Source organism: Stenotrophomonas sp. 62841_Sma, from assembly GCF_056482945.1.
Genome location: NZ_CM151224.1, coordinates 1,670,637 through 1,688,520, shown reverse-complemented (window position 1 = coordinate 1,688,520; position 17,884 = coordinate 1,670,637). Strand labels below are relative to the sequence as shown.

Sequence of the window (17,884 nt, the reverse complement as noted above, 5' to 3'; positions counted from 1 at the left end):
GCCGGCGGCGCATGAATGCAAGCGCCGCCGCGCCACTCAGTTCGGTCGCAGCTTGTCCAGGCGGTCGGTCAGCGCCACCCAGAATGCGGCAGGCAGCTCGGCGCGCAGCGGGACCGCGTAGTGCCAGTCATTGCCGAACGCGCGGCATTTCACCGCGTCCTTCTCGGTCATCAGCACCGGCAGCTGGCTGCCAAAGGACAGGTCCTGCGGCTGATAGGCCTGATGGTCAGCGAAGGCGTGCGGCACGACGCCGATGCCACGCGCGCGCAGCATGTCGAAGAAGCGCTGCGGGTGGGCGATGCCGGCCACGGCGTGCACACGCTGGCCCTTGAAATACGACAGCGGACGGGCACGGCCACCGGCCAGCGGTTGTGCGCTGTCGATGTGCAGGGCCATCGGCCACTGGCCGAAGCCGCAGGCCTGTGCTGCAGTCTCCTCATCGGCCTGGCCGAGGTTGACCACGCGGAAATCGCACTCGCTGGCGCGGCTGACCGGCTCACGCAGCGGCCCGGCCGGAATCATCCGGCCATTGCCGTAGCGGCGCTGCGCATCGACCACTTCGATCTCGATGTCCCGCGCCAGCCGGTAGTGCTGCAGGCCGTCGTCGCAGACGATCACATCGCAGCCGGCCTCGATCAGCGCCTTGCCGGCTGCAACACGATCACTGTCCACGCGCACCGGCACGCCGGTCTTCCAGGCAATCAGCACCGGCTCGTCGCCACCCTTGGCGGTCGGCGTATCGGCCTTGACCCACAGCGGCTTGTCGGCATCTTCGCGGCCGTAGCCACGACTGGCCACGCCCGGCTTCCAACCGGCGGCGCGCAGGCGCTCCACCAGCGCGATGGTCAGCGGCGTCTTGCCAGTTCCACCGGCGGTGATGTTGCCAACCACGATGACCGGCACCGGCAGCGTGTAGCGCTTGCGCCAGCCACGCCGATAGGCGCGCCGGCGCAGCGCGGTGACGCCGGCATACAGCGGCGCCAGCAGGCGCATTGCCCACGGAACCGGGGTGCCGTCGTACCAGTACGGCGGGGTCTGGGTACCCTTGCCGGCCATCAGTCCTGCCTTTCGCGGAACTGCATGCTGTGCAGATGCTGGTACAGGCCACCCATGGTGAGCAGCTCCTTGTGGGTACCGCGCTCGACGATGCGACCGTGGTCCATCACCAGCACCTGGTCTGCATGCTCGATGGTCGACAGGCGATGCGCGATGACCAGCGTGGTGCGCTCGGGCATCAATCGCTGCAGCGCGTCCTGCACCAGGCGCTCCGATTCGTTGTCCAGCGCTGCGGTGGCTTCATCGAGGATCAGGATCGGCGCGTCGCGCAGGATCGCACGGGCGATCGCCAGGCGCTGGCGCTGGCCACCAGACAGCAGCGCGCCGTTCTCGCCCACCGGGGTCTGCAGCTGCTGCGGCATGCGTGCGATGAACTCCCAGGCATTCGCGGCTTCAGCTGCCGCTCGGATCTGTTCATCCGTCGCGTCCATGCCATAGGCGATGTTGGCGCCGATGGTGTCGTCGAACAACATGACCTTCTGCCCGACCATCGCCACCTGGCGACGCAGGTCGGCCAGCGGATAGTCGTCCAGTGCCACCCCGTCGAGGGTGATGCGCCCGCCGCTGGGTTCGTAGAAGCGCGGCACCAGCCGGATCAGGCTGGTCTTGCCGCTGCCGGATCGACCAACGATGGCGGTGACCGTACCCGGCTTGGCCACGAAGCTGATGTCGTCCAGGGCGATGCCACTGTCTTCGCGGTAACGCAGCATGACGTGCTCGAAGGCCAGTTCGCCACGCACGCGCTGCACCGTGTTGCGGCCTTCGTCGCGCTCGACCGGCATGTCGAGGATGTCGAACAGGCGCTCGGCGGCGGACACACCGCGGGAGATCGAGGACTGCACGCTGGTCAGGCGGCGCAGCGACGGGATGATCGCCGTCATCGAGATCATCAGGCCCATGAACTGGCCGGCATTGAGGCGCCCTGCCAGTGCTTCACGGGTCGACACCCAGACGATCACCGCCAGCGCCAGCGCGGCCAGGAACTGGACCACGCTGGAGGCACCGGCACGGGTGATTTCCACCTTCATGTTCAGCGCCAGCATGCGGTTGGCCAGGCGCGAGTAGCGCGACATCTCATGCTGCTGGGTGCCGTGCACCTTCACTTCCTGCTGGGCCGCCAATGACTGCTCGGCGGTCTGCGCCATCGTGCCCATGCCGTCCTGGATACCGCGGCTGATGCGCCGGTAGCGCTTGCCCACGTAAGACACGATCACGCCGATCATCGGCACCACCACCAGCATGGCCACGGTCACCTTGACACTCATCTGCAGCATCACCGCCAGCATGGCGATGATGGTCAGGGTGTCGGCAACCACGGTCTTGAGCGCATCGGCGCTGGCCTGGGTGACCTGCTCGGTATCGAAGTTGAGGCGGCTGACCATCACCGGCGTCGATTCGGTATCGAAATGCGAGGACGGCAGGTGCAGGTACTTGGCCAGCACCTGTTCACGCAGGTCGCGCACCACGCTGCGACCGGTCTTGGCCAGCGCGTAGTCGCTCACCCAGGTGGCGGCGCTGCGCATCAGGAACAGGCCAAGGATGGTCAGCGGCAGGATCACCGCCATTTTCGGTTCGGGATTGACGAAGCCACGGTTGACCAGCGGCTCCATCAGCTTGGTGAAGTGGTAGCCGGCTACCGACTCCACCGCCATGGCGATGACGGCGGCGACCATCATGCCCCAGTAGGCACGGGTGTATCCCAGCAGACGTTTGTAGATCGGCCACACCGGCGCGTGTTTGGAACTCATGGACGCACCTCGGGTGCTGTTGCAATGGCAATACGGCGGAAGCCGAGCTGACCCAGCGCATCCTGCGCGGTCACCACGGCCTGATAGGGCGTGCGGGCATCGGCACGCAACAGCACCGGCTGGGTACGGTCGCTGCCGGCAACGGCCGCGATGGTCTGCTTGACCGACTCGACGTCGCTGCGCAGCACTTCCTGGTCATTGATGAAGTAGCGGCCTTCGGCGTTGATCAGCACGCTCAACGAGCGCGGCGGCTCATTGCTGGGCTGCTGGCTGGCCGTAGGCAGCTCCACCTGGAGTGTCGAGCGCGCATCGAAGGTGGTGGTGACCACGAAGAAGATGATCAGCACCAGGATGACGTCGATCAGTGGCACCAGGTCGATATGCGGCTCATCCTGGGATCGGTCGTTGCCGATACGCATCGATCAGGCCTTCGCCGTGGCCGCGCCGGCCGGGCGCGTGGCAGCAGCAGGGTTCATCACGCCGGGGCGGCCATCCAGCGTATCCAGCAGCGCGCTGGCTTCCTGCTCCATCTCTACCACGTAACCGTGGATACGGCCCTTGAAGTAGCGGTGGAACATCAGTGCTGGAATGGCGACGATCATGCCGGTGGCGGTGCACACCAGCGCCTTGCCGATACCACCGGCCAGCTGGTTCACATCACCCACGCCATGGTCGAGGATGCCCAGGAACATCTGGATCATGCCGATCACAGTACCCAGCAGGCCCAGCAGCGGCCCGGCCGATGCGATGGTGCCCAGCGCGTTGAGGAAACGCTCCATGCGGTGCACCAGGTGGCGGCCGGTGTCTTCGATGCGCTCGCGGATCTGGTCACGCGGACGGTTGCGCGCTTCCAGCGCGGCGGCCAGCAGCGCGCCCAGCGGCGAGTTCGCCCGCAGGGTCTGCAGGTGGGCCGGGTCGAGCTTGCCGCGTGCCGCCCAGTTGCGCACTTCCTGGCCGAGGCCGGGCGGCAGCACTTCAGTACGTCGCAGGGACCAGAAACGCTCCAGGATGATCGCCAAAGCCAGTACGCCCAACAGCAGCAGCGGCACCATCGGCCAGCCACCGGCCTTGACCAGTTCCCACACGTTTCAACCCTCCGGCCCAACGGCCGCTTGTTCGATCGGCGATAGGATAGCAGCCGACCGCGCCCGCCCAGCGGCATCCCACCACCGGGATGCGTGGATGCGCTGTTCACGCAGCTGCAGCCCTTGTGCGCCAAGCCATATGCGGATCGCCCCGGAATCGGCCGTGGCCAGCACTTCCGCCCCTTGCGCCTGCCAGCGCTGGACCACGTCCTGGCGGGGGTGCCCGAAGCGGTTGCGGTGCCCGGCCGAGACCACCGCCAGCCGTGGCGCCACGGCGGCCACCCACGGCGCGCTGGAGCTGCCGCCACTGCCATGGTGCGGCACCAGCACCACATCCGCCTTCAGCGCTGCCGGAGACGCCTGCAGCAACACCTGCTCGGCCGGGCGGCCGATATCGCCAGGCAGCAGGACCACGCCGTGACGGCTGGCGACGCGCAGCACGCAGCTGTCTTCATTCTCGGCCTGGCGGCTGCCCGGCGCCGGGTGCAGGACCTGGAAATCAACTCCGTCCCACTGCCACTGCATCCCTTGCTGGCAGGGCGCAGCGCCGGCGATGGTGCTGCCCGGTGGCGCCAGCAGCTGCAGCCCGGGCAGCTGCCTTCGCAGGCTCGGCAGGCTGCCGGTGTGATCAAGATGGTCATGGCTGAGCATCGCCTGCTGGGGCGGCCCCTGTCCGAGCGCGCGCAGGGCCGGGACCAGAATGCGTTCGTTGCCGTCGCCGCCGGTCGGCGGCCCCACGTCGTACCAGAGCGCGTACCTCGCCGTACGCACCAGCACCGCGGTGCCCTGCCCTACGTCGTGCACCAGCAGCTCCAGTTCGCCTTCAGCCGGTGCATGCCGGGCGGGCCACAGCAGCGGCAGGCACAGCAGCAGGCCTGCCAGGCCACCGCCAGCGCCGCGTGGCAGCAGCCACCAGAACACCCCCGCCAATGCCGCCGGCACCGCCCAGCGCGGTGCCTCGGCCAGCCACCACATCGCCTGCGGGTGCAGCGCCAGTGGCTGCAGGGCCTGCCAGCTGAGCTCGAACAGCCAGGCGGCGGCGCGCCATGCCCAGCGCCCGGCACCATCCTGCAACGCGTGCAGGCCGGTACCCAGCAGCGACAACGGCACCACTAGCAGGGTCCACCACGGAATGATCGGCAGATTGACTAGCGGCCCCAAGCGCGCGGTGCCGCCGAACAGGGCCACGCACAGCGGCAACAGGCCGAGGCTGGCCACGCCCTGGGCAGCCAGAAAGCCGCGCAGGCCCCCACCGACGCCGTCCGGCCCGGTCCGTGGAAGGCACCACAGCAGCCACAGCACGCCCCCAAAGCTGAGCCAGAAGCCGGCCGACAGCACCGACAGCGGCGCTGGCAGCAACATCACCATCGCGGCCAGGGCCAGTCCCTGCCCCGCACCCACCGGGCGACGCCCGGCACGGGCCAGTGCCACCAGCCCGATCATCAGCGCCGCACGCACTGTTGGAAGCGCGCCGCCGGCGGCCACGGCATAGACGGCTGCGGCCAGCGCCGCACCCCATGCCGCCGCCTGCGGCCGAGGCCAGAACCGTCCCAGCACCGGGCACAGCCACCACGACACGCGGCACAGCAGTACGCCCAAGCCAGCCACCACGCCAACGTGGAAACCGGAAATGGCGACCAGATGGGTCAGGCCCAGCGCGCGCAGGTGCTCCCAGTCGGCATCGGACAGGCCGCGCGTGTCGCCCAGTGCCAGGGCCTGCACGAACCGCGCGGCAGGATGTGCCACCTGCGTTGCGATGGCGTCACTGCTGCGCTCGCGCCAGGCCGGCAGGCCCTGTGCAGGCGCGCGCTCACGCGCAGCGCCGGGGTCGCGCACCGTGCCATTGCCGGAAATACCGCGCAGCAATGCATGGCGTTCGCCGTCGAAGCCGCCAGGATTGATCCGCGAGCGTGGCGCGCGCACGCGCAACGACAACTGCCAATGTGATCCCGCACGAACCGCGAGGCGCCCGCCCTCCGCCTCGTGTGCTGGCGATCCGCGCCACGGGTCGTTCCAGGTGATCTGCAGGCGCTTGCCACGCAACGAGGGCAGCGCATCGGCCTCGTCGACCTTCAACACGAAACGGGTATAGCCGGGGCCACTGTGTGGAAGATCAACCACTCGGCCAAGGACCTGCACGTCCTGCGCGGGCCCTCCGGGTGGAAGCTGGCCCTGCAGGACCCAGTGTCCGTGCAATGCCGCCCACGACAGGCCGAACAGCGCAGCCGTCCAGGCGCGGCCGCGCCAAGGCACGATCCAGCCTGTGGCGCTGGCAATGGCCAACGGCATGCACAGCCACAGCGGCGGCAGCACCGGCAGCTGCACGCAGGCCAGCGCACCCAGCACCAGACCGGCGGCACAACCACTGCCAAACAGCGGTGGAGCGGATCGTTCGGCGACCATCACCCCAGCCTGCCGCCGGGGCAGCAGCGTGCCTATCGGGCTTTAGCCCGTATTGGCGTCAGCGGCGGACGCTACCGCGATGGAAGTTGACCCGGAAGCTGGCACCACCGCCGGCAGCTTCGCCGACACTGACCGAACCGCCGTGATGCTGCACGATTTCCTTCACCAGATGCAGGCCCAGGCCACTGCCACTACCCGCTGCGCGCAGACGATGGAACGGCTCGAAGATCGCTTCACGATCGCCCACCGGAATACCGGCGCCCTGGTCGCTGACCTCCAGCAGGCCACGTGCATCCAGGCGCACGCAGATGGTGCCGCGTCCGCCGCCGTGGACGATGGCGTTGTGCACCAGGTTGGCGATCACCCGCCCCAGCGCCAGGCTGTCGCCATGGATCCACACTGGCATCTCGGGTGCATCCACTTCGAAGCCGTAACCGGCCCCCACCACCAGCGGCGCCAGATCGGCGGCCGCTTCGCGCACCAGCAACGCCAGATCCAGCCGCTGCAGTGCGCCGACATTACGATCAAGTCGCTGCAGGTCAAGCAGGTGCTCGGCAACGTTACCGAGCCGCGCCACGTCGGTCAGCAGCTGCGACTTCAGCTCGCCCTGCGGCAACTGCGACAGGCGCGCCTGCACCACTGCAATCGGCACCCGCAGTTCGTGCGCGGCATCGGCAAGGAACTTGTCACGCGCGGCATACCCCTGCTGCACCTTGTCGATCGCGTCGTTGAAGGCTTCCACCAGCGGTGCGACCTCGGTCGACACCAGCTGCGCATCCAGACGCGCCCCCGGCTGGCCGATATCCAGCTCCTTGGCCTGTTGTGCGGAGCGGCGCACGCCGCGCATCGCGCGGTGGATCACGGTCGGCATGACCAGCAGCGTGATCACGATCAGCGGCAGGAAAAACCACAGCCCGATCAGGCGCAGCACCATCAGCGCACCGTCCAGCAACCCGCCCTTCGGCGCCCCACCCACCATCACCGTGATGCGCCGCCCGTCCTCCTTGCGGATCATGACCCGCGCCACGTCCAGGTACGGCGGCACCAGCGAGCCGAGTTCGGTGGCACCCAGCGTCGGCAGGCGCGCGAGCAGCGGGGCGTGGATCGCCGGAATCGTGCCGCGTTCCAGCCAGACACCCTTGTCGTCGACCGCCGCGAACCAGAGGTTGCCCCCGGCCTCGGCGTCGAGCTTGTTCCAGCGCGCCTGGTCCAGCACCAACCGCCCGCCTTCACTGTGCACGGCCTTGGCCACGGCTTCGGCCATGAACATGTCCATGCCCCAGGTGTCCTTGTCGCCCCAGGTCAGGATCAGCGCAACAACGGCGAACAGCACGGTGAAGGCCTGCGCCAGGAACAACCGCCAGGCCAACCCCAGCGTGATGGAACGGATCGGACGTGTCGGACGCGCCATCTCAGGCCTCCGCCAGCAGGTAGCCGACGCCCCGGATCACATGGATTTCAACGCCCGCCCCGGCCTGCTGCAGCGCCTTGCGCAGCTTGGAAATGTGCGCATCGAGCGCATTGGACTGGATCTCATCGTCGAAGCCGTACACCGCGGCCTCCAGTGCCGTGCGGGTGACCGTGCGCCCCTGGCGCATCGCCAGTGCCTGCAGTACCAGCACCTGGCGCCGCGGCAGCGCCAGCGGTTGGCCCTCCACCTGTGCCTGCAGCGATTCGAAGTCGAATTCCAGCCGGCCCAGATGCAGGCTCGGTGTCACCATGGCAGAGGGCCGCCGCGAGACAGCACGGATCCGCGCCATCAGCTCCTCGATCGCCACCGGCTTCACCAGGTAGTCGTCGGCACCGACATCCAGGCCCTCGACCTTGTCCGACAACCTGCCCTTGGCCGTCAGCATGATCACCGCCAGGTTCGGGCGCAGCGCGCGTGCGGTGGCGACGAAAGCCACGCCATCGCCATCGGGCAGCTGACGGTCCAGCAGCATCAGCTGATGCACCGGCTCGCGCAGCGCAACCGCGGCTTCGGCCAGGCTGCCGACCACGTCGGCGACCACGCCCTGCCGCTCCAGGCCCGACTGCAGGGCTCGGGACAGATCGGGATCGTCTTCGACCAGGAGAATGCGCATCAGGGGCTCGGCTACCGGAAACGGTGCCGATCATAGTGCCTGGCGCCAGGTTTGGGCGTCTTCGTGTGCCAGTTGCGAAGGCGCAATGTTCTGACAATGTTGTGCCCGCACCATGCACAGCCATCCCCCGCAAAGTGGTTGATCGATGCCGTCGCTGTCCCCGACCCTGCTGCGCCCGTTGCTGTTCTCCGCTGCCATCGGCCTGCCGTTGATCACCCACGCCGCCGACCGGAACCCGGGCGTGCAGGCCGGTATCAGTGCCGGCGCGACCTCGGGGGCGTACGCCCACTACGACGTCAAGCCGCTGGTCGTACCGTCCATTGCCTGGCAGGGCGAGCGCTTCTTCGCCAGCCCGGGCTCGCTGGGCATGTACCTGTACAAGCGCGAGGGCCTGCGCCTGTCGGCGGCAGTCACGCCCTACACGCTGCGCTTCAAGACCGACGACGTGAACGATCCGCAGCTGCGTCGCCTGCACAGCCGGCAGATGTCGGCCATGGCCGGCATCAACGGTGAGTACAGCGCCGACTGGGGCATCGTCGAGGCCAGCGTGATGCGCGAGGTCACCGGGCACGGAGGTGGCATGGAGTCGCGCCTGCACTACAGCTATCCGATCCAGGCCGGTCGCTTCACCTGGGTGCCCAAGGTCGGCGTGGTGCACTCCAGTGCGCGCCTGCTCGACTACTACTACGGCATCACAGACGAAGAAGCGCTGCGCTCGGGACTTGCCGCCTACAACCCGGGCAGCGCGACATCACCGAGCCTGCAGATCGCAGTCAGCACGCCCTTGGGCACGAAGTGGCGCGCGACCGGCGTCGTCGCCAACCAGTGGTTCGGCGATGCAGTAAAGGACAGCCCGATGGCCCGTCGCGGTACGCAGACGTCGGCCTTCGTTTCCCTGATGCGCTCGTTCTGATCGAGCGCCCGCAACGGACAAGGACCCCCCATGGCCTCCGTCTCCCCTGCTGCTGAAGCGCACGCGATCCTGCGTGCCCCCGACCTGGACAGCGCCGAGCGCGTCTACCTGGGGCTGCTGCCCGACCTGGAACACGTGAACGCGCTGACGCGCCGCGCACTGGGCCTTTCGCGTGCTGCCGATGCGGCACGCGGCTACGCGTTGTCGATGACGCTGGTGGGATTGCGCCTGCAGGAACTGGAGATGGGCGAAGCGACCGCAAAGGAACATCGCCAGGCCACGCTGCGCAGCCTGCGCCAGGCCTTCAGCGCCTGAGCGCAGGCCAGCGACGCCGCCGCTGCCGCAGGCAGCGGGAAGACTCAGCGGAACGTGGTCCACGCCAGCACTGCCGCCAGCAGGGCCACCCAGATCACCGCCTTGAAGGTACCCTCCAGCATGTTGCCGCCGAACAGCAGTTCGATGATGGGATTGGGCCGGGAAACCGGAACGTGATCACTCATGCGGCAGCTCCTTGCAGTGACGGCGCGATTGCGCAGTAGACCGGAGTCTACGCCTGCACGGCCCGGATTCATCGCCCCCCGGCCGTCTTTGGCGGTTCAATTCCGGCCTTCGTCGCAGGCCGGCTGCAGCACCCCACATGTCATGCCAGCCTGCGTGCACTTTCCCGCTGGAGCACCGTGCCATGCCGATGCTTGCCCTGATGCTGCTGCTCTCCAGCCTGTTCGGCGCTGGCAACGGGCCCACTGAAGAGGCCCTTCGCAGCCAGATCCTGCTTGCCGAAACCCAGCAGCCGGACGTCGTACGAAAGGATTGCGGTTCGCCCTCCCTGCTGCTTTACCGGCTGCGCCAGGACCGGGTCCTGAGGCTGGCCAACCAGCCCCTGCAACACGAACCCGGCGTTGCCCAGCCCACGCGTGGTGCGACGGTTCGCGTCGCCCAGCTCTGGGAGCGCGTGGACGGTCACTGGAAGCTGCAGCGGATGATCAGCGTCGAAGACCTGGTCGTGCAACGCTGACCATGTGGAACCGTGATCGATGCCTGAAACGAGAAAAGCCGGCACAAGGCCGGCTTCCGTCGTGATCCACCGCTGCACCGGCAATGCCGGGAGCCAGGTGGTGGGCGGTACAGGGTTCGAACCTGTGACCCCTACCATGTCAAGGTAGTGCTCTACCGCTGAGCTAACCGCCCATCTTGTTCTTGCCGCCCGAAAGCTGGCCTTGCTACGTAAAAACCCGGCGCCAGGGCCGGGCTTTGCAGTTCACGACAGCCCCCTTCCAGGGACTTCGTGGTGGGCGGTACAGGGTTCGAACCTGTGACCCCTACCATGTCAAGGTAGTGCTCTACCGCTGAGCTAACCGCCCGATTTTGCTTCTGAACGTCCGCGATTGCGTCGGTGCAGGCCGCGTATATTACGGATGCCGGCCGTGAAGCGCAACACTTTTGTGAAGAAGATGCTGCACTGCCGCGTTCAGCCCAGACTCGCTTCCTTCAGCTGCCGGATCTGGTCACGCACGCGGGCGGCATCCTCGAATTCCAGGTCCTTGGCGTGCTGGTACATCTGCTGCTCCAGCGCCTTGAGACGGGACGCCAGCTGGGCCGGGCTGAGCGATCGATAGTCACTCCCTTCCTCGGCAACGCCGGGCCTGCCCTTGCCCTTGCCCTTCTTTGCTTCCTTCTCGGCCGCATCGGAGCGCGCACCTTCCAGCACGTCGGTGATCGGACGCGCCACCGAGCGCGGCACGATGCCGTGCTGCTCGTTGTACTCGACCTGCTTGGCGCGACGACGGTCGGTCTCGTCGATCGCCGCCTGCATCGAACGGGTGATCTTGTCCGCATATAGGATCGCCTTGCCACGCACGTTGCGGGCGGCACGGCCGATGGTCTGGATCAGCGAGCCGGTCGAGCGCAGGAAGCCCTCCTTGTCGGCATCCAGGATCGCCACCAGAGACACCTCGGGCATGTCCAGGCCCTCGCGCAGCAGGTTGATGCCCACCAGCACATCGAACTTGCCCAGGCGCAGGTCACGGATGATCTCCACGCGCTCGACCGTGTCCACGTCCGAGTGCAGGTAGCGCACGCGGATGCCGTGCTCAGTCAGGTATTCGGTGAGATTTTCGGCCATGCGCTTGGTCAGCGTCGTGACCAGCACACGGTCACCGGCCTTGATGCGCGCGTTGGCCTCGCTCATCAGGTCGTCAACCTGGGTGCCCACCGGGCGGATCTCCACCACCGGGTCGATCAGGCCGGTTGGGCGTACGACCAGTTCAGTGATCTCGTCACCGGCCTCGCGGTACTCATAGGGGCCTGGCGTGGCCGACACATAGATGCTGCGGGGGCAGCGCTCTTCCCACTCCTCGAAGCGCAGCGGCCGGTTGTCCAGCGCCGAGGGCAGCCGGAACCCGAACTCGACCAGCGTCTCCTTGCGCGAACGGTCGCCCTTGAACATGGCGCCGATCTGCGGAATGGTCACGTGCGATTCGTCGATCACCAGCAGCGCGTCGGCCGGCAGGTAGTCGAACAATGTCGGCGGCGGTTCGCCGGCGTTCTTGCCGGTCAGGTGCCGGGAGTAGTTCTCGATGCCGTTGCAGTAGCCGACCTCGGCCATCATTTCCAGATCGAACTGGGTACGCTGCGCCAGGCGCTGCGCCTCCACCAGCTTGTTCTGCGCGTACAGCTGCTCCAGGCGCTCCTTCAGCTCGACCTTGATCGTCTCGATCGCCGCCAGCACACGCTCGCGCGTGGTGGCGTAATGGGTCTTCGGGTAGACCGTGAAGCGCTGCATGTTGCGCAGCGTCTCGCCGGTGAGCGGATCGAACAACGTGATCTTCTCGACCTCGCCATCAAACAGCTCCAGGCGCAGCGCCTCGCTGTCCGACTCGGCCGGGAACACGTCGATGACTTCACCACGCACGCGGAAGGTACCGCGCTGCAGCTCGTATTCGTTGCGCGTGTACTGCAGCTGGGTGAGGTGGTTGATCAGGTCGCGCTGGTCGATGCGCTCGCCCTTGGACAGGATCAGGCGCAGCGACAGGTAGTCTTCCGGCGCACCCAGGCCATAGATTGCCGACACCGTCGCCACCACGATCGCGTCCGGGCGCGACAACAGGGTTTTGGTCGCCGCCAGCCGCATCTGCTCGATGTGCTCGTTGATCGAACTGTCCTTCTCGATGAAGGTGTCCGACGACGGTACGTAGGCTTCCGGCTGGTAGTAATCGTAGTAGCTGACGAAATACTCCACCGCGTTGTGCGGGAAGAACGCCTTGAACTCGCCATACAGCTGCGCCGCCAGCGTCTTGTTCGGCGCCATGATCAGCGTCGGCTTCTGCACGTTCTGGATGACGTTGGCGATGGTGTAGGTCTTGCCCGAGCCGGTGACGCCCAGCAGGGTCTGCTTGGCGATGCCCGCTTCGAAGTTGCTGGTCAGCTTCGCGATGGCATCAGGCTGGTCGCCCGCCGGCGAGTACGGCGAGACGAGTTCAAAACGGTCGCTCATGATGGTGCCAGTTCCCGGGAGTAGTGAGTATACGGGGCATGGAGTGACGGCCCGCTGAGGGGTTTTCGGGCAGGTGAGCGCGGCGTTGGCTGATGGTGGCGCCTAGCTGGACAAGGGAGGCTGGACCCATGCGCCACCTCCCCTTCCCCAGCCCTACCGCACCGCGAGGCATGCATCTGGTCGAACTGTTGGCGGTCGTGGCAGTGATGGCCGTGCTACTGGCGGCCGGCTGGCCCTCCCTGCAGTCCCTGCTGTTGCGGCAGCGCGCGGACGCCACCCGCATCAACTTGCAGTCCGGACTCGCTACTGCGCGCTACCAGGCGATCATGCGGCGAACCTTGATCGGCATCTGCGCAAGCACCGATGGCCACCACTGCGGCGACGACTGGAGCCAGGGCTGGATCATCTACAGGGCAATCGGCGGGCGACAACCACCCTCTTCTGCCGACGCCATTCTGATGCACCAGACAGGCTTTCCGAACATCAAGATCCGGGGAGCCACCAGCAGTGGCCGACCACAACTTTACTTCCAACCGGATGGCCGCAGCCCTGGCGCCAACCTGACGCTGCGCATCTGCGCGGACGGCCGTGAGCACTCCCGGATAATCGTCAGCAACAGCGGTCGCGTCCGATCAACACGGACCAGGACCGATCGACCCTGCTGAAAACAAAAAAGGCCTGCGGATGACCGCAAGCCTTTGATGCGTATAACTTGGCGCCCGAAGTTGGACTCGAACCAACGACCCCCTGATTAACAGTCAAGTGCTCTAACCGGCTGAGCTATTCGGGCGGGGAGGCGCATTGTAATCACCTCGGTCAGAGAGTGCAACACTCCTGTCCACGACGACCGCCGACGCACTTTTCCCACATCACCAGCATTCGGACAGCGTGCCCTTGGACGTCTTCACATTGGCCTGGTTGAGGGACAGGTCACCACACTTGTCTTTGGTCTGAGCATTGGCAGCCGTCGCCGTAAATGTAAACGTCGATTGCGCGGCTTCCATGGACAAGGTGTAAGCCGCCGTACCACCCTCACGAGGAGAGTTGATGGAATCCGCGCCGCCCGGGAAGGTGAAGCCCACATAGGTGTTGTTGACGGTGTGGTAGCGCTCGGCCAGCTGCGCGTACTCCACCAGGTCGGCCTTGGCCTGCGCCCGCCGCGACTTCCGCACATGTTCGCTGTAGTTCGGGTAAGCAATCGCAGCGAGGATCGCCACGACCGCCACCACGATCATCAGTTCAATGAGAGTGAACCCGCGGGCCAGGCGGCCAGGGGCAAACGTCGTGTGCATTGCGGCAACTCCATTGATCGACGAAGCACGGATGCCACTCACTGGATCTGCCTCCACGACTGGCGACCACACGGGTAAGGCAAGTACATCGGTTTCGCACCTGCCACCGAAATCTGCATCAGGCAGGCCTCGCCAGGCGGCGTCGGAGGCGGGGTCCCTGGCTCACCCGGATCCGGCGGCGCAAGGCGAGGGACAACAGAGGTCGTGACATCCCTGACCGGAGCGTTACCGCCCGTTTCCAGGGGTACACCAGCCGTACCTGCCCCCGGCGACGTGCCATCCGGTGCACCGAAGCGCACCTGCGACATTGCCGCTTCGCCACTGCCGGCCTGCAGGCCAAACACCCAGTTCGCACCATCCACCGAGCAGCCCCTGGCCTCGGACGGGATATAGGTTGGCATGAAGACCACCCCGGAAACGATGCGCGGATTGCCGACTGCACGCTCCTTGTCGGACAGCGTTACGGTCCAGCCACGGCTCAGCGTCGGGATAGTACCCGGCAGCAGGGTACGAACGTCATTCTCAAACTGTGCCGCGAACGGACGCAGATTGGCCGAGGTCAACGTGGCACTGGGCTGCCCGGTTTCGACGTCATTGATGCCATAGAGCGCCTGCACCGCAGCATCGTTCTCATCGCCGTAGTACGAGAAGCTGCCGGTCCCGAAGATCAGCATCACGCCACCGGACGGGCCCGCGGTCACGGTCATGCCGCCGGTGATCGGTTGGCGATAGGTCCGCTTGTCGCTGCGATCGACATGAGTATCGGTGGTGAACAGCGGAACTGTCGGTGCCGCGTCGGCGCGCAGGTCGAACTTCCAGACCGCTCCCCGCTTGTCAGCACCATAGACGGTATCGGCAAGACCATCGCGGACCCGTTCGCTCTGTCCAGCCCCGCCCCAACGATCGACCACGACGATGTTGCCCAGCCCATTGCTACCGGCGGGCAGATCTGTACCCGACTCGACCGCCTCGATCATGCGGATGGTCGGCGTGCTGCCTGCTGCCATGTCGACCACGAACAACACGGCTTTGCCACTCTCGCTTTCATAGCCATTGCCAAAGATCGCCCGGAAGCCCACCGAGCCATCGGCATTCTTCATCGGCACGATCACCGGCTTGCCCAGCACATGGCCGATATTCGCTCGCACTTCGTCATCCAGTGCGGCGTTGAGATCACTGATTTCCCATAGCAGCGAGCCGGTGCCGCCGAAGCTGGCCGGATCAGACACATCCAGCGCGAACACGCTGCGGCCACCTGCGCCGGCCGTACCCACCAGCGAGGTGGTCCAACCGCTGCTGCCATAGGTATCGCTGATTGTCACTGGGCCATCGACGTAGTAGCGATGCTGGAAGCGCTGGATGTTCTGGTTGGTGGGATCGTTGGGCAACAACAGATTGCCCATATGACCCAACGACGTGGACGGGATATAGGCAAACAGCTCCTTGCCACCATCGCTGTCCATCTCGCCATCCGCGCCCATGCCGCCATCAAAGGCGTGCAGCATCCCGTCGTTGGCAGCCGCGTAGACCATGTAGCGTCGGTCATTGCGCTTGGTGACCATGTAGTCGGCATAACTGGTGCCCATCGCGCCCGGCAGACGGCGGAAGCCGTAGTCATCGAGCGGCGAGCTCAGGGCCGGCGTAGAGGTGATGATGTCCCCAAGCACTGTGGTACGGTCGCGCAGCTTGCCACCGCTGCGCTTTTCGTTGGTTGTGTCTCCACGCAGATACGCCACGGCGGTCGCCGAATCCGTGGCGAGCCCTTCCAGTTCCGAGGCACTGCAGATCAGCATGCCCGGATACATCACACCCGACTTGTCGCACAGGTTGGCCAGGCTGACATTACTGCCGGTGAAATCAACCAGTTCACCGTTGCGCCAGAAGCGGATGCGGCGCGATGCGGCCGCTGGCATCTTCGCCGACGCTTCCCATGCCTCCTCCGAGACAATCCTGCGCGTTGAGTCGTCCACTTTCAGCGAGTAGGCATGCAACCTGCCGTACCAGTCGGTGCCGTTGTTGGTCGCCTCGTAGAACGGCTCCACCGACAGCGAGCCCACGCCGATACGAGCCCCCGTCAACGAACGCGAGCCGGACGGCGTGGCCCCTTGGGCAACATTGCTGATGATCCGGCGCATGGCAGCGGTGATTTCGCCCGGGCGCGTGGCGTTGACCATCTCGCCGCGGGTGTCATATACCGCGTTCCACAGCTCGTCGACCGCTTCCGGCTTGAGATCCTGCGTCGTGGTCGGGAAATTGGGCTTGACCACGTACGGATCGGGGCTGAGCACCCAGGGGCGCTTCGGATCCGGAAGGTACTTGACGCCGAACTCTTTGCCCTGAGTACCCAGCGTCACACCGTAGAAATTCATGTGCAGTTTTCTGTTGCAGTCCAATGACGGGTCCGGACTGGAACTGCTGCACTCTGCAGGAACCGGCACAGAGCCGTTATCAAGGTCTTCGACCAGCGGGCCCTTGTAGTAAGGCGCCACCAGGTCCTTCATCAGAGTATTGTTGCCGCTTTCATTGATGTACCCATCAGTGAACAGCATGCCCGCATTCTTCTGGCAAGCCAGCAGCACAGGCGCCCCTTCATCCGTGCGCTGGAACTGCTGACCAAGGTATTTTGCGGCAGAACGGTTAGGCGTGGAGCCACTGGCTCGCATTCTGCTCATGATGTCGTACAGCAACTTCGACTTTTCGGTCTCGTCGGTCATGTTGTGCATCTTGACCTTCTGCAGATCATCCGGCCGATCGTTGATACGGAACCAGCCCACGCGCAGGTTCGTAGTGCCATGCAGCGCATTGGTGGCCGCACCGATCAAGGCTTCGCGACGGGTCCGATACAGACTGAACCAGTTGGCGAAGTTCCGCATCGCATTGTTGAACTTGGCCTGATCCTTGTTGAAGTTATCCAGCTTGATCTCATACTTGTAGAGCGTACCCGGACGCCCGCCAACTGGGTTGGTCACCGCCACCGGGGATGCGGTATAGCCGTAATCGGCCGGCAGCGAGGCCGGGTTTTCCAGGAAGAACGTGGCCGGATAGAACACCATTGCGGCACTGCAGCTTTTGCTCAGCGTCACCTTCTTATTCAGCACAGCGAAGCCGTCCTTCACGCTACTGTTTCCGCCTTTTCCGCTGGTAATATCGCTGCACCGATTGTCTTCAATCCTCGTATCTTTCGGAAGTTCCATACCGCTATAGAACTGAAAGCGCCAGTTTGCGGATTTTCCACTCACGACAATGGACCTCATTGTCGAATCGGCGGTGAGGTCAAGGGTGCCGGTCTTCTTGCCGTCTGGCGTGCCCGGTCGCGGATCCAGGGGCGCTGCGGCCGGATCAATCGGACCACTTGGGAAATTGGCAGCCGAGCCCGTGAGCCCGGTTTTCCACGAATCATAGGTCTCGCGAGGATCAAAGTAGGAGCCGTTGACATCCGGAGATCGCACAAAGCCATAGGCATCCAATGGCGGAACTGCCAGATTCGAATCCCGGCCGTAGTTCGGGAATACGTAGTGATATATGTTCCCGAAATCGACATAGCCGTACGCCACGCTGCCACTGTAGAAGCTCGTCCCGCTCCAGCGATATACACCATCACGAGTATTGTTCAGCGTTTCCCACAGCATCGAACCGGAATCATCCAGTGCCATCAGGAAAGCCGGTGCCGTCTGCACCTGGATGTTCAGCGGCGCCTGTGCCAGCGTGCCCTGGCCCTGGGCCGCCATCAGCGTATAGATGAAGTAGCCCCCACCCAGCGCCAGTGCGGCGCCACCTGCGGCCATGAAGCGGAATTTGCGCGAAGCCATG

General features: G+C 65.5%; 15 protein-coding genes and 3 tRNA genes. 4 read left to right on the top strand and 14 right to left on the bottom strand.

From position 1 onward, the window contains the following. Positions 1–36: 36 nt before the first annotated feature. The 7 genes from lpxK to ACZK5G_RS07865 are packed head-to-tail and all read right to left on the bottom strand — an operon-like array spanning position 37 to position 8,376. Positions 37–1,056: a tetraacyldisaccharide 4'-kinase gene (gene lpxK / locus ACZK5G_RS07895; RefSeq protein ID WP_032128905.1), complete on the bottom strand. Its 1,020-nt coding sequence runs from the start codon at positions 1,054–1,056 to the stop codon at positions 37–39. Further along, the gene (gene msbA, locus ACZK5G_RS07890) at positions 1,056–2,804 is read right to left on the bottom strand and encodes a lipid A export permease/ATP-binding protein MsbA (protein WP_032128904.1); all 1,749 of its coding nucleotides are present in this window, start codon (positions 2,802–2,804) and stop codon (positions 1,056–1,058) included. Before msbA ends, lpxK begins: the two co-directional genes overlap by 1 nt. Next, entirely contained in the window at positions 2,801–3,223 is a 423-nt protein-coding gene (locus ACZK5G_RS07885; RefSeq protein ID WP_032128903.1) for an ExbD/TolR family protein, read from the bottom strand. The genes msbA and ACZK5G_RS07885 overlap by 4 nt, the downstream gene beginning before the upstream one ends. Positions 3,224–3,226: 3 nt before the next feature. Further along, the gene (locus tag ACZK5G_RS07880; protein ID WP_019337175.1) at positions 3,227–3,889 is read right to left on the bottom strand and encodes a MotA/TolQ/ExbB proton channel family protein; all 663 of its coding nucleotides are present in this window, start codon (positions 3,887–3,889) and stop codon (positions 3,227–3,229) included. Positions 3,890–3,892: 3 nt separating this feature from the next. Continuing rightward, complete coding sequence (locus tag ACZK5G_RS07875) at positions 3,893–6,292, bottom strand: DNA internalization-related competence protein ComEC/Rec2 (protein WP_478465927.1); 2,400 nt, start codon at positions 6,290–6,292, stop codon at positions 3,893–3,895. A gap of 58 nt (positions 6,293–6,350) precedes the next feature. Then, on the bottom strand, positions 6,351–7,703 hold the full coding sequence (locus ACZK5G_RS07870) for a sensor histidine kinase (protein ID WP_049462677.1): 1,353 nt from the start codon (positions 7,701–7,703) through the stop codon (positions 6,351–6,353). Between the two features lies 1 nt (position 7,704). Beyond that, on the bottom strand, positions 7,705–8,376 hold the full coding sequence (locus ACZK5G_RS07865) for a response regulator transcription factor (RefSeq protein ID WP_032128900.1): 672 nt from the start codon (positions 8,374–8,376) through the stop codon (positions 7,705–7,707). Positions 8,377–8,521: 145 nt separating this feature from the next. On the opposite strand from ACZK5G_RS07865, the gene ACZK5G_RS07860 reads away from it, so the two are divergent. Together ACZK5G_RS07860 and ACZK5G_RS07855 are read left to right on the top strand one after the other, a co-directional pair. Continuing rightward, positions 8,522–9,289 carry a MipA/OmpV family protein gene (locus ACZK5G_RS07860; protein ID WP_049412592.1) on the top strand — a complete coding sequence of 256 codons (768 nt, stop codon included), beginning with the start codon at positions 8,522–8,524 and terminating at the stop codon, positions 9,287–9,289. A 30-nt stretch (positions 9,290–9,319) separates the two neighbouring features. After that, positions 9,320–9,604, top strand: a complete 285-nt coding sequence (locus ACZK5G_RS07855; RefSeq protein WP_032128898.1) for a hypothetical protein — start codon at positions 9,320–9,322, stop codon at positions 9,602–9,604. 44 nt (positions 9,605–9,648) lie between these two features. Here the strand turns inward: ACZK5G_RS07855 and ACZK5G_RS07850 are convergent, their stop codons facing one another. Further along, entirely contained in the window at positions 9,649–9,789 is a 141-nt protein-coding gene (locus ACZK5G_RS07850) for a hypothetical protein (protein ID WP_165929929.1), read from the bottom strand. A 182-nt stretch (positions 9,790–9,971) separates the two neighbouring features. On the opposite strand from ACZK5G_RS07850, the gene ACZK5G_RS07845 reads away from it, so the two are divergent. Beyond that, positions 9,972–10,304, top strand: coding sequence for a hypothetical protein (locus ACZK5G_RS07845; protein WP_121503791.1), 333 nt, complete (start codon positions 9,972–9,974; stop codon positions 10,302–10,304). Between the two features lie 98 nt (positions 10,305–10,402). On the opposite strand, the gene ACZK5G_RS07840 is transcribed toward ACZK5G_RS07845, so the two are convergent. From ACZK5G_RS07840 to uvrB, 3 genes are all read right to left on the bottom strand, one after another. Then, positions 10,403–10,477 (bottom strand) — tRNA-Val (locus tag ACZK5G_RS07840). 98 nt (positions 10,478–10,575) lie between these two features. After that, positions 10,576–10,650: transfer RNA gene (locus ACZK5G_RS07835), tRNA-Val, on the bottom strand. Positions 10,651–10,757: 107 nt separating this feature from the next. Next, complete coding sequence (gene uvrB, locus ACZK5G_RS07830) at positions 10,758–12,782, bottom strand: excinuclease ABC subunit UvrB (RefSeq protein ID WP_032128896.1); 2,025 nt, start codon at positions 12,780–12,782, stop codon at positions 10,758–10,760. A gap of 170 nt (positions 12,783–12,952) precedes the next feature. Here uvrB and ACZK5G_RS07825 point away from each other — a divergent pair, with 170 nt between their 5' ends. After that, positions 12,953–13,447 carry a GspH/FimT family pseudopilin gene (locus tag ACZK5G_RS07825; RefSeq protein ID WP_478445635.1) on the top strand — a complete coding sequence of 165 codons (495 nt, stop codon included), beginning with the start codon at positions 12,953–12,955 and terminating at the stop codon, positions 13,445–13,447. 48 nt (positions 13,448–13,495) lie between these two features. Here the strand turns inward: ACZK5G_RS07825 and ACZK5G_RS07820 are convergent. The 3 genes from ACZK5G_RS07820 to ACZK5G_RS07810 form a co-directional block, all read right to left on the bottom strand. After that, positions 13,496–13,572 (bottom strand) — tRNA-Asn (locus ACZK5G_RS07820). 79 nt (positions 13,573–13,651) lie between these two features. Then, positions 13,652–14,074, bottom strand: coding sequence for a type IV pilin protein (locus ACZK5G_RS07815; protein ID WP_164079896.1), 423 nt, complete (start codon positions 14,072–14,074; stop codon positions 13,652–13,654). 38 nt (positions 14,075–14,112) lie between these two features. Continuing rightward, a complete protein-coding gene (locus ACZK5G_RS07810) occupies positions 14,113–17,883 on the bottom strand; it encodes a pilus assembly protein (protein ID WP_164079895.1) in 3,771 nt (1,256 codons plus the stop codon). Position 17,884 lies beyond the last annotated feature (1 nt).